The sequence below is a fragment of the Pandoraea cepalis genome (assembly GCF_902459665.1).
In the GTDB taxonomy this organism is placed as follows: Bacteria; Pseudomonadota; Gammaproteobacteria; order Burkholderiales; family Burkholderiaceae; genus Pandoraea; species Pandoraea cepalis.
On record NZ_CABPSL010000022.1, the window covers coordinates 1 to 12,265 of the forward strand.

Annotated in this window: 10 protein-coding genes and 1 tRNA gene; 6 read left to right on the top strand and 5 right to left on the bottom strand. The window is 57.6% G+C overall.

Features of this window, described 5'->3' with window-relative positions:
* Position 1: 1 nt before the first annotated feature.
* Positions 2–77 (top strand) — tRNA-Gly (locus PCE31106_RS20905).
* A gap of 226 nt (positions 78–303) precedes the next feature.
* Entirely contained in the window at positions 304–2,247 is a 1,944-nt protein-coding gene (locus PCE31106_RS20910) for a tyrosine-type recombinase/integrase (RefSeq protein WP_023435196.1), read from the top strand.
* 34 nt (positions 2,248–2,281) lie between these two features.
* On the opposite strand, the gene PCE31106_RS20915 is transcribed toward PCE31106_RS20910, so the two are convergent.
* Positions 2,282–3,082 carry a substrate-binding domain-containing protein gene (locus PCE31106_RS20915; protein ID WP_426789288.1) on the bottom strand — a complete coding sequence of 267 codons (801 nt, stop codon included), beginning with the start codon at positions 3,080–3,082 and terminating at the stop codon, positions 2,282–2,284.
* On the opposite strand from PCE31106_RS20915, the gene PCE31106_RS20920 reads away from it, so the two are divergent.
* Positions 3,040–3,333, top strand: coding sequence for a helix-turn-helix domain-containing protein (locus tag PCE31106_RS20920; RefSeq protein ID WP_009459591.1), 294 nt, complete (start codon positions 3,040–3,042; stop codon positions 3,331–3,333). The genes PCE31106_RS20915 and PCE31106_RS20920 overlap by 43 nt on opposite strands.
* A gap of 22 nt (positions 3,334–3,355) precedes the next feature.
* On the opposite strand, the gene PCE31106_RS20925 is transcribed toward PCE31106_RS20920, so the two are convergent.
* From PCE31106_RS20925 to PCE31106_RS20935, 3 genes are all read right to left on the bottom strand, one after another.
* Positions 3,356–4,246 (bottom strand): LysR family transcriptional regulator, encoded by an 891-nt coding sequence (locus PCE31106_RS20925; RefSeq protein ID WP_023435198.1) that lies wholly within the window; start codon positions 4,244–4,246, stop codon positions 3,356–3,358.
* A 502-nt stretch (positions 4,247–4,748) separates the two neighbouring features.
* A complete protein-coding gene (locus tag PCE31106_RS20930) occupies positions 4,749–5,963 on the bottom strand; it encodes a glutathione-independent formaldehyde dehydrogenase (RefSeq protein WP_009459598.1) in 1,215 nt (404 codons plus the stop codon).
* Between the two features lie 466 nt (positions 5,964–6,429).
* Entirely contained in the window at positions 6,430–7,371 is a 942-nt protein-coding gene (locus PCE31106_RS20935) for a LysR family transcriptional regulator (RefSeq protein WP_054572497.1), read from the bottom strand.
* A 492-nt stretch (positions 7,372–7,863) separates the two neighbouring features.
* On the opposite strand from PCE31106_RS20935, the gene PCE31106_RS20940 reads away from it, so the two are divergent.
* Positions 7,864–8,295 carry a DUF488 domain-containing protein gene (locus PCE31106_RS20940; protein ID WP_029885976.1) on the top strand — a complete coding sequence of 144 codons (432 nt, stop codon included), beginning with the start codon at positions 7,864–7,866 and terminating at the stop codon, positions 8,293–8,295.
* Positions 8,296–8,670: 375 nt separating this feature from the next.
* A complete protein-coding gene (gene uvrB, locus PCE31106_RS20950) occupies positions 8,671–10,647 on the top strand; it encodes an excinuclease ABC subunit UvrB (RefSeq protein WP_023435200.1) in 1,977 nt (658 codons plus the stop codon).
* A 149-nt stretch (positions 10,648–10,796) separates the two neighbouring features.
* Here uvrB and PCE31106_RS20955 read toward each other — a convergent pair whose 3' ends face one another.
* The gene (locus tag PCE31106_RS20955; RefSeq protein WP_023435201.1) at positions 10,797–11,702 is read right to left on the bottom strand and encodes a LysR family transcriptional regulator; all 906 of its coding nucleotides are present in this window, start codon (positions 11,700–11,702) and stop codon (positions 10,797–10,799) included.
* Between the two features lie 154 nt (positions 11,703–11,856).
* Here PCE31106_RS20955 and PCE31106_RS20960 point away from each other — a divergent pair, with 154 nt between their 5' ends.
* Entirely contained in the window at positions 11,857–12,264 is a 408-nt protein-coding gene (locus PCE31106_RS20960; protein WP_023435202.1) for a ketosteroid isomerase-related protein, read from the top strand.
* Position 12,265: the final 1 nt, after the last annotated feature.

Consider the following 12,265-nt stretch of genomic DNA (forward strand, 5'->3'; position numbering starts at 1 on the left):
TGCGGGAGTAGCTCAGTTGGTAGAGCGCAACCTTGCCAAGGTTGAGGTCGCGAGTTCGAGACTCGTCTCCCGCTCCAAATTTTGATCCACAGACTTCTACTGGGGTCTGTAGGTCATTGAAAAAAGGAGCTTCGGCTCCTTTTTTCATTCCAGCGAGTGCCACGGAAATCCACCCACAGCTACCGTTTTTGAGTGACCAAATAAGGCACAAGAATATGGGTGGGTTGGCTACCGGATAGTTGCTGGGGCTGAGCGGGAACCATGACGAGCATAGGGCCTAAGTCATTACTTAGGAGTCTCGAAATGGCGCTCTCTGATCTGACCGTCCGGCAGGCGAAGACCACCGGAAAACGCTACACCCTCTCCGACAACGACTGCCTGGGCCTGATGGTCTCAGCCGCAGGCGGCAAGTCATGGCAATTCCGCTACTACTGGCTGGGCAAGCAAAAGCGCCTGTGCCTGGGTGGCTATCCTGCCCTCAGCCTGCGCGAGGCCCGGACCGAGCGGGACAAGGCCCAGGCCCTGCTCGCCAGGGGGATCGATCCCCAGGTCGAGCGCGACCAGAAACGGCACGCGGCCAAGCTGGCGGGCGAATACACCTTCAAGACCGTCTTCGATGCTTGGGTAGAGCATCGCCGCAAGGAACTCAAGGAAGGCCGTCAGAGCACGCTTTCCCAGATCCTGCGCATCTTCAACAAGGACGTGCTGCCCACTCTGGGAAAGATGTCGATCTACGACATTCGTCGCCCCCAGCTCCTGGGCGTCCTGGCGGCGATCGAGAAGCGCAAGGCGTTCACCACCGCCGAGAAAGTCCGCACCTGGTTCAACCAGATGTTCCGATATGCGCTGGTCATCGCCGAGGGACTGGAAGTCAACCCGGCCGCGGACCTGGACGTGGTGGCCGAGCCCAAGCCCCCGGTGGCCCACAACCCCTACCTGCACCTGCCCGAGATGCCCGAGTTCCTTCAGAGGCTCCGGCTCTACAACCCCCGTGGCTGGCAGACCCAGCTTGGCGTCCGGCTACTGTTCCTGACCGGGGTGCGCACCGGCGAACTGCGGTTGGCCGAACCTGAACAGTTCGACCTCGACAGGGGCTTGTGGATCATCCCGCCGCAGATCGTCAAGCAGCTCCAGGACGAAATGCGCAAGGCGGGGAAGCGGCCGCAGGACGTGCCCCCCTATATCGTGCCGCTGTCCCTGCAGGCCATCGAGATCGTCCGCTACCTCCTGGGCGCAATGCGGCCGGCGCAAAAATACCTGCTGTCGCACCGTAGCGAACTCAAGAAGCGCATCAGCGAGAACACTCTCAACAAGGCCTTGCAGCTCATGGGCTACGAGGGGCGTCTGACCGGCCACGGCATTCGTGGCACCATCTCGACGGCGCTCAACGAGATCGGCTACCCCAAGATTTGGGTGGACGCGCAACTTTCGCACTCCGACCCGAACAAGGTGAGTTCGGCCTACAACCACGCCAAGTACGTGGAGCCGCGCCGCCGGATGATGCAGGACTGGGCCGATCGCCTCGACCTGCTCGAACAGGGCGAAGTGGGAGCCGCGAGCGCGCACCTGACCATCCGTATCGACGGGGTGCCGGCGATGGCGGAAGTGGAGGACGCGATGGACGCGGCCCCCGCGGTGGCCGAGCAGGCTCCCTCCGTCGCCCCGCCAGTGGTGGCCACGCCCATCGTCGTGACCCCGAACAGCGGCGGGATCACGTTCCAGCGGCTGTCGCAGGTGCCGCCACCGCCGACGCATGCCCCGGAGCCCGAAGTCTCTGCAATCCAGCGCGAGCGGGAAGAAATGCTGGCCATGTACGAGTCGCCGAACAACCTGCCGGTCCCGCTGTTCGGCAAGCTGGCCGGAAAATCCAAGGACCAGATCAACCGCGAGCTGAAGGCGGGCAAGCTGCTGTCCATCAGCTTGGGCAACCGGGGACAACGCGTTCCCGACTGGCAACTTGTACCGCTCAAGCACAGGCTGGCTCAGGTGCTCATGAATCAGTATCCACACGCGGATTCGTGGGACCTGTACCGCATGCTGACCCAGCCGCACCCTGACCTGGGGGACCGCGCGGCCATTGATACGGTCACGCCGACCAACGTGCCCGCGATCATCCGGGTCATCACGGGCGACTACCAGCACCATGCGGATACGCCCGAGACTATTGCCCCGCACCCCATCCCCGAGGATGTGCGGCAAAGCGTCCGCCGGTTGGTTGATAGCGCAGTGGTGCTTGAGGGTGCCTGACACTCGCGCTTCAACCTATGGCCGCGGGCGCCTGCTACGCAGCGCCTGCCCTGGCAACTTCCATCGCTCTGCGCTCGAACCGCTCAAAAACGGAGTCGGCTTGGGCGTGGGGCCGCTGCAGGTATGTCACGATCTCGTAGGGGCCGTCTGAAAGCGGGCGCATAGTGATCCCCCACGCATGGGCACGCTCAATGCGCGATTGCGCGGAGAGCCCCACTCCGTAGCCAGCGGTGACCCAAAGCGCCATCATCTCGAACGAAGTCACATGCTGAATGCTCTGTTGGCTCAACGGAAGGGAAGACAGTCGCTGATCGAGCAGTAGGCATGCCTCCGTCGGCCAGCGAAACACCGGATAGTCCAGAAGCTCGGCAAGCGTGATTTTCGCCTGGGCAAGTAAGGGGGACCCCAGCGGCATTGCAACGGCCATGTTCTCGACCCAGAGCGGCTGGCTTTTCACGGCCGGAGCACCAGTGTTCCGAAGCGACATTCCAGCGTCATAGCGGCCTTCCTCAAGGCCCGTCATCAGGTCGTCGCCTGAGGTCTCAAAGAACGCGATGGTGACTTCCGGCTCCTCCGCTCGCTGTAGGGCAAGAAGCGTTGTGAGGCAAGAGGATGGCACTCCAGGTGCGATAGCAAGCCTGAAATGGGAAAACTGGCTGGTGGCGTCATGCATGAGGGCCCCCAATAAGCGATCTGTCCAGAAAGGCAAACCAGCGTCGCAGGAAAGAGTGAAGTTTAACGTCGTTATTTTTAACGTGGTTAATTGTGGCAGATTGTTTGACGCTTCTGCTAATGCAGAAATCAACAATTCAGCCAGGCCGTCCTTCTGGCACATCGACGTATGAATCCGAGTCGGCGTTAGCCTTCGGACAGGCCGTGCGCGCTGCGCGCGTCGCTCAGGGAGTCGCGCAAGACGAGTTCGCATCTCGGGCAAGCATTTCGCGTTCTCACATGGGTAAGATCGAGCGTGGTGAGCACGTGCCCACGCTTCCGCTCATACTGAAAATTTCTACGGCACTCGGAATAAGCGCGGCTGACCTGATGACGGCGACCGAACGCAATCTGCGTGCCGACACTGATCCCTGAGTGTCTGGCCTGCCAGGCTTCGTCAACCGTCCGAAGAGTCGCGTAGGCGAACGATAAATCGCTCCACCGAAGCCGATAAATTGCTGCCGTCGGGCCGAAGCAGGTAGGTCGTGATCACGGCAGAATCCATCGCCAAGGGGCGGATCACCACATCCGGCCGTTGGGAGATGGGAATCTTGGTCGCCGTCATGAAGCCGATGCCGTAGCCGGCGCCGACCAAGGTGAGCATCATGTCGAGCGAGGATACTTCCTCGACAACATTCAGCTTGTGCTCCAACGTGTTGAGCAGCCGCTTGAGTTCGCGGCAATAGCCCTCGCATACCTGCGGGTCGCACAGGACAAGTGGATGGCCTTGGAGTTCTTGAAGTGGCACCTCCTTGTAGGTGAGCAATGAGTGTCGAGCTGGCACAGCAATCACCAGCGGGTCGCGCCAGATTGCTTCGGCAGCGATACCGTCGCCGACATCGGCCGTGTGCGCGAACCCGATCATGAAGTCGCCCGAACGCAAGCCACGCACTTGCTCTGCCAGAGGCACCTCTGACAAGCGTATTTCGATCTCCGGCTCCTCGGCGCGACAACGAGCCAGAAATGCCGACAGCCGTGGATCGATAGCTCCATCTGATACTGCAATGCGCAGGCTACCGCGCAAGCCCGCTGCCACAGCCTTGGCGTTTTCACGAGCCTGTTCCAGCACAGTGAATAGACGGCGTACATCTTGCAAGAAGACCGCACCCGCCGCCGTCAGAACTGTTCCTCGCCGGTTGCGGTCGAAGAGCACTACGCCCAACTCGTCCTCAAGTTCCTTGATGGCTCGTGATAGCGGTGGTTGTTCGATATGCAGGCGCTCAGCCGCCCGCGTGAAATGTAGCTCCTCAGCAAGAACTACGAAGCAGCGAAGATGGCGCAGCTCCATAGGCCACCCTCCCGTTCCGACTTATCCAACACTGTGCTATCTCCCTATAGAAGTGACTGCCATTCTGGCGGCGGCGAGTTCGGCCACGTCTTTGGAAACTTCTGGCTGAATGAGCCAGGGCTGGGTTGATCGTGCGATGGCCCGAGGCCGGCACAACACCAGGCGAGCCTGATCAAGTCCGTGGGGTGGTCAGGATCAGACGAAGGCTATGTCCAGCCATGCACGTCAATGGACGCCGTGCATCGCCTCCGTCCGACCCTTGGTCGATTGCGAACCAGGCGCCCGAACACGCCTGCGGTTGATCATCACCTGCGGATGCTGAGGCTCTGCTCCTGGCCCGAGCCAAGGCAAGTACCCCGTCAAAATCACAACGCCTTGGGGCAGCAGGCAAATGCCGGCGAAAATATTCGCCGGCTCCAGTTGCTGGCCGGGGACCTGCGGAGCCAGAATGCCTCTCACCAGAAAGTGTGAGACATCCTGATGCTTAGCCCGCGCCGGATGCTTACTGCCGCACTGAACCATGCGGGTCGATGACGTACTTGTATGCAGAACCCGCGTCGAACTCCTTGTACGCGGCGGGCGCGTCTTCGAGCTTGATGAACTTAGTGTTCATCATCGGCGAAAGGTAAGGCATGCGATCGTTCAGTATCGCCCGCATTAACGCGTGGTTGTAGTTGGCCGTCGGAGATTGACCAGCCGACATTCGCGGCGACTTGATCCAGGCGTTGGACCATTCCAGATCCATATGGCCTTTCTTGGCTTTCGGGTCTTTCGAGATCGGGTTTGCGCAGTACACACCGACCGTACTGGTCATTCCGCCGAAGCGGACATATTTGAGCATTGCGTTGGTAACAGCGCTCTCCACGATCTTGTCAGCCTCCGCGCCAAACCCGCGGCAGTCCACACCAACATAGTCGATGACGCGATCCACCTCCCTGTGCCCGGTAATGCGTTCGAGATGCTCCTCGATCGGCACGCCGTCGGAAAGGTTGATGGTTTCCACGCCGTGTGGCTTGAGAAGGTCCAGCCGCTCTTGAATGTAATCGGCAACGATGATGGCGCCTGCACCCAGAAGTCTGGCGCAGGCGGCACCCGCTCTGCCGACCGGCCCGGCACCGAAGATCAGGATGTTCTCGCCGACGACGTAGGCCGGTGCGGCTGGCCAGTCTGGGCCAGCGAACCCATGGAAAGCTGTGGGTAGTACGTCAGAGAGAAGGGTCAGATCGCGGATTTTTTCCATGGCGGCATCCTTGTCAGGGAAGCGAAGGAGATTGAAATCCGCATACGGTACGAAGAGATAATCACCTTGGCCCCCCGTCCAGCCACCGAGGTTGAACCCGTAGGCTCCGCAGTCGATTTCGGGGTTGGTGTTCTCGCATACATCGGAGCGCATATGCTTGCAGTTGTAACAACGCCCACACCCCACATTGAAGGGAACGGAAACGATGTCGCCCTTCTTCACGACTTCGACGTCTGATCCCACTTCGATCACTTCGCCGGTCATTTCATGGCCCATGGTCATTCCCTTGGGAACAGCAAACGAACCGCGATAAATGTGAAGGTCGCTGCCACAGATATTTGTGGTAACTATTTTGAGGATAGCGCCATGGGGTGCGCTTTTCCCTTGAGGGGTTATCAGCTCTGGAAATTTGAAGGTGTTGACCTTCATTTCCAAGGGCTTCTCGAAAGTCACGATTCGGTTACCGGTCGGAGTCATTTCGTCACCTCTGTGCGTTAATGTTTCCATCTTCTAAATCGAAGTGGGAAACGAGACTTACCGCTGTCAAGAAGAACGATCGTGGTACTGCCTAGCCGTTGGCCGCGTCTCCTTCTGCGGTCTTGACAGCATAGGATCAAGCTCAGAAGTGGTCAAACTGGAATAATCTATGTGCAGATAGGCACAATCTATCTACGCGGGCTCGTCGAGCCGTGCTCGTCTCCTAGCCGGGAGAGGGCAACGATCATCGCTACATCGCGCCTCCTAGCTTGATCTAGGAACAGTCAGCTCGACCCAGCGAAACATGAGGACGCCGCACGCAGCAGGTACTCCTGTCCCCCTAGTTGCCCCTGGACCTGGTGGACTTCGATGGGTTGCTCAGCACGTGGCGCCTGTTAGCGGCGCACACGGCATGCCTGCAATCTTCGCCTGGTTGAAGCAATACAGAGTTGCTCTTCAAGACTCGCTATTTCAGGGGGCTTTGAGATGAGTCTGCTTTGGGCTGGAACCGACGATGGATCGATATAACGGATTGAAGCGTGGCAGCGAGTTCGGGGGTGTGCACCATTTCGAGCAATGCACGCGATGACGGTGCCTCGAACGCATTTTTCCCAGCAACGAATCCGACATTTGAGTGCGACATTGGTCCATTGATTGCGATTGCGTGGAGATTTGGAATGTGCGCGAGTTGGCCGGCGAGAGATTGCGGAAGAACTGCCGAATATTTTCCTGTCGCCACGTGTGCCGATAGCACGTCAATTGAATCAGTGCGAATAGTCTGTGCGGTACATTGCGTCAGCCTATCTTGAATGGGTTCAGGTACTGCCGAGTTCAGCACGCAGAGTTGTCTATTGAGAACATGGTCCCACGTTGTGCTTCGGGGTTGCTGTGTTCTCGCGGCGTGAAAAAGGAAAATGCGTTCACGGTACAGAAGGTGAGTATCGAAGTCTTCCCCTGGGATATCCTCCAAATGCATGAGTGCGATATCCAAATTGTTTTCTCGAATCGCCTGTAGCAGGGAAGAAGCGCCGGAAACCAGAACTGATTGTTGAAGTAAGGGCGTTTTTTCAGCAAGGGCGATGCTTAATGTGGGCGCTACACCGGCAGTTCCTGGGAGTATCCCTAGCCGGAATTGCCCCTCTATACCTCGCCGTAGTGCGGAGAGTTCTCGCTCCAGCCCTTTGCAGTCGTCATACATCTGCTGAGCCCAAGACAGTACGCGCATCCCTTCAGAAGTGAGGCCGTCATAGCGTCGGCCATGACGCACGATCTCGACACCCATGTCTTCCTCCAATTGCTTAATGCCCGCGGAGAGTGTCGGCTGAGAAACATTGCAGCTTTTGGCCGCGTTGCCAAAATGGCCTTCACGGTGCAAAGCAAGCAAGTATTCAAAGTTTCTTACGATCATATATTTTCTTCTGATAAAGTTGATTAGATTTTATACTTTCACGAAAAACCCTGCGCACGCTTCGATCCGCGTCCAACCTTGGACACATAGCTGGCACGCATGAAAGGCTGCTGCGCGCAGTGCCCATACAGTAGGTTCGACTCGTCATCGACGGTCAGCACCACAACGCACGGGACAGCCAATAGCGCGAACACAGGTGCTTCGCGCTGTGGGGCGAGTCGTCCTCATGTAGCTTAGCAGTTGGCGCGTTCTGGAAGGGAGTAAGCGTGAGTGGTGAGGCACGCAACCGCAAAAGGCGGTGCTAAGCTCTTGAGCTGTTCGGGTCGTGGCCGCGAGTCGTTGAAGCGGCGAGAGAATGGAGCCTGCCGTGGCCGTTGTGGCGCAGCTAGTACACCATGCCCCCAGCGTTTCCTTAGCTGCGATTGACGGACATGCCTGGCGGTAGCTCAATAACAGCCATTTATGGATGAAGGAACGAGGGGAATGAGGCAGATGAAGATATTCACGATTGGATTCACTAAGACCTCCGCGCGGTCCTTCTTCACCAAGTTAAGTGCTTCTGGTGCCAAGCGCCTTGTCGATGTTCGCCTGAATAATGTTTCGCAATTGGCCGGCTTCGCTAAACGCGAGGATCTTCGATATTTTTCCGAGGCGTTGTGCGGGATGGAATATGAACATCTACCAGCACTTGCTCCAACCAAAGACATGTTCGAGGAATATAAAATAAAAGGGGGAGATTGGGATATCTACGCCAGGAAATTTCTGGATTTAATGTCGTCCCGAAAGATTGAGTCAATCGATAAAGAAAAGATTGATAACAGTTGCCTGCTTTGCAGCGAAGACAAGCCCCATCACTGCCATCGGAGGCTAGTGGCCGAGTACCTTGCAGGCAAATGGCCGAATGTTGAGATCGTGCATCTTTAGAGGGGCGACGTAGCTCCACGTTTCCAACGCCTCGTCTGGAGGGCTGAGAGAGACAAAGGCGCGTATCGGCGGGAGCCGGCGCCACACATTGGGCGTACAGAGCAACCTCGCCCGCCACGGCTCGATGTCGGCGCTCAACGAGGCGAGTGGCTCCAGGTGCATTGGCAGACGGGCCGCTGGCTGACGTCGTGGCGATCGGCGGATATGCACTGGGAAGCCCGCCCATGTGTTGGGCTATCATGTTGGCGACGCCTGCGCCCAGGTGGGGCGCGGCAGGATCGCCGTCATTTACACCCCAGTTTGGTACTGCTATAGGTCTTCTGAAATAGCCGATACATCAGGACAAATTGAAGTAGCTCAATTAGGAGATATCTAATGTCAACCGGTACGTTCATTCTGCACTCCAGCTATACGCCGGCGGGGGACCAGCCAGAGGCGATAGCGCGCCTACTGTCGGACATAGAAGAAGGTGCGACACACCAGACGCTGAAAGGTATCACCGGCTCAGGTAAGACCTTTACGATGGCGAATGTGATTCATCGTCTGAAGCGGCCCACATTGATCTTGGCTCCTAACAAGACGTTGACCGCGCAGCTTTATGGTGAAATGAAGCACTTCTTTCCCGAGAATGCTGTCGAGTACTTCGTTTCCTACTACGATTATTTTCAGCCCGAGATCTATATGCCGGGCACCGATCGTTTCATTCCAAAGGACTCGGCCATCAACGACCACCTTGAGCGCCTACGCCTGTCCACGACCAAATCCTTGATTGAGCGCCGCGATGTGATCGTCGTCGCTTCGGTGTCTTCAATCTACGGCCTGGGTGACCCGGATGCGTACCGAGCGTTACAGATCGCTCTGTCCCCTGGCGTCAAAATAAACCAGAGAGAGCTGATTCGTCGCTTGGCTCTGCTGCAATATGATCGCACTGAGCGCACTCTCAAACGTGCAACGTTTCGGGTGCAAGGTGATGTGATCGATATCTTTCCTGCTGATTCCGAGCATAGGGCAGTTCGGGTGGAACTGCTGGATGACTCTGTTGCGTCTGTTCAATGGCTAGACCCTGTTACAGGTAAAACGCTGGGGGCAATTGACCATTACTTGGTTTCGCCAAAGACGCTTTTTGCACCGCCCACGAATAAAATAGATTCCGCGTCCAAGAAGATACTCGCTGATATGGAAGAGCGGGTTGCCGAGCTTAACAGAAATAATCGCTTGGTCGAGGCAAACAGGCTGTACGAGCGGATCACGCATGACGTGGAGATGATGCGCGAGGTAGGCTATTGTTCGGGGATGGAGAATTATTCCTGCTACTTCAGCGACCGGGACCCGGCCTCGCCTCCGATCACATTGCTGGATTACCTGCCGAAAGATGGGCTTCTGTTCGTCGATGAATCCCACGTCATGGTGCCACAGATATCCGCAATGTACCGGGGGGATCAGGCGCGCAAGGAGACGTTGATAGATTACGGGTTCCGCTTGCCTTCGTCTAAGAACAATCGCCCGTTGAACTTTGGTGAATTCGAGAAGGTCAAGCCACAGACCATCTTCGTTTCCGCGACGCCGGGTGACTACGAGTTGAAGGTGTCGAAAGACAGGGTTGTCGAACAGGTTATCAGGCCGACGGGACTGCTTGATCCCGAGGTTGAGGTGCGCAAATCGGATGGGTACATAGATGATCTGCTTGCTGAAATATCGAAGTGCGTGAAGAAGAAAAATCGCGTGCTCGTGACCACGCTGACGAAGGTCAGTGCAGAAGAGCTAACGGATTTCTTGACGGACCATGGGATTCGAGCGCGCTACATGCATTCGGACATAAAAGCGGAGGATCGTGTTGAGATCATCAATGGCCTGCGCGCAGGAGAGTTCGATGTTTTGATTGGGATTAGCCTTTTGCGCGAAGGGCTGGATATTCCCGAGGCATCATTGGTTGCTATTCTCGATGCGGATCGGGCAGGCTTCCTGCGGTCGGCCCAGGCACTCATTCAGATGATAGGTCGAGTTGCTCGGAATGAAAACGGAAAGGCGATCTTGTACGCCGACGTGACGACTCCGGCGATGAAACAGGCGATCGATGAGACAAATAGGCGCAGGCAGCTTCAAATTGCCTTTAACGAAGAAAATGGAATTTCTCCGGTCTCCTCTGTGCGAAAACTAGCAGGAGAAGAGACGAGTACGGAGGAGCCCACAGTTCATACCGAGGCTTTTTGCGAGAATTTGTCCGACCTTTGCGACCAAATTACTGCCAAGGAGCAACAGTTGCTCGAATTTACTGATACTGGCGACGAGCAGCGCGTGGAAGATATCCGTCATCAGTTGGATGGGTTGTACCGGCAATTTATTTATATCTAATCGTTCGCCGGCATTGGATTGCATGGCCGACCGATCTGCACTTGGCGCAAGGGGCAGACGGTCGGCTCATCATTCAAACGGAGGGGTGAACCGCCGAGGCTCAGTGCCCCGCTTTCCAAGGCAGGTGTCCTACAGCGTCTTGCGGCGTGTCAGCGCAAAGCTGGCAACGATCCAACGGCGACCAGCATTTCATCAAATACCGCTCGAACCCTTCCCGGAATGGGGCCACGCTGAGGCCGATAGACGTACAACCCCCATGCCGGAGGTTCTTCGGTCTCCAGCACTCGCACGAGCTTCCCGCTGGCAATGTAGGGGGCAGCCATGTAGTCCGCCAGTTGCGCGAACGCGATTCCGGCCAACGCTGCCCCCATTTCCATGTCGGCGTTGTCGGCGACGAGGGTGGGAGCGGTGGGTGTCCACTGGCGTCCCGCCTTGAAGTGCCAAGGCCAGGGGCGGCCGGTATTGATATCCAAGGCCACGGTGACCGGCAGGCTGCTTAGCGCATCGATGTTTTCAGGTACACCCACTTTCTTGATCAGGCGCGGAGCGGCAACGATTGGGAGTCTCATGTCGGCCGCCTTGCGCGCGACGAAGCGGCTATCGCGCATGAATCCGACCCTGATCCCAACGTCAATCCCTTCGTCAACCGTGTTGCTGATGCGATCGGACAGGCGCACATCCAGAGTGATACCAGGATGACGCGCGGCCACGCGTTCCAGTGCAGGCAGCACCGCTCTGGTGCCCAAACTGTGCGGTGCGGTGATGCGAACCGTGCCGGACAGGGATGCCTGCTGGTCGGACCCAGGCGTCCGCCATAGATCCTCGAACCGCTCCAATGCCGGGCGCACCTGGTCTAACAGCCCTTCGCCGAAGGCGGTGATGCGCACCTGGCGTGTGCTTCGATGAAACAACACCTCGCCGTAGTGTTGCTCCAGTTGCTGGATGGCACGGGTGACACCTTGCGGAGAAGTCCCCAGCCGGACGGCCGCATCGCGAAAACTGCTGCTTTCGGCCGCCACCCGAAAGATGCGCAGTAGTTCCATTTCCTTGTTCATGACGAACACCTCATGGCCAGTTTCGCTGCTCGTTAATTGTTCCAGATAGTGGAATTATAAAATCGCAACAATTCCATATACAAGGGAGGCGCGGTTGCCCAAACTGGCAACACCCCCGAATGCTCCGCGCCTAACAACCCAACAAGGAACGCGAATGAACGCTGCGACTCTCATCACCGCCTACTACGACGCCTTCAACCGCGGCGATCGCGAGGCCATGCTGTCCATGTTGACCGATGACGTTGCGCACGACTTGAACCAAGGCGCTCGTGAGGTCGGTCGCGAAGCCTTCCGCGCCTTCCTGCGGCGCATGGATCGCTGCTATGGCGAGCAACTGCGCGGCATCGTGGTGATGGTCAGCGCCGACGGCCTGCGCGCAGGCGCGGAGTATGTGGTGCATGGCGAATACAAAGTGACGGACGACGGACTGCCGGAAGCACAGGGCCAGCGCTACGTGCTGCCGGGTGGCGCGTTCTTCGACATCCGCGATGGCAAGATCGCTCGTGTCACCAACTACTACAACCTCGGCGACTGGATCGCACAGGTCGGAGGGGATGCCTGAA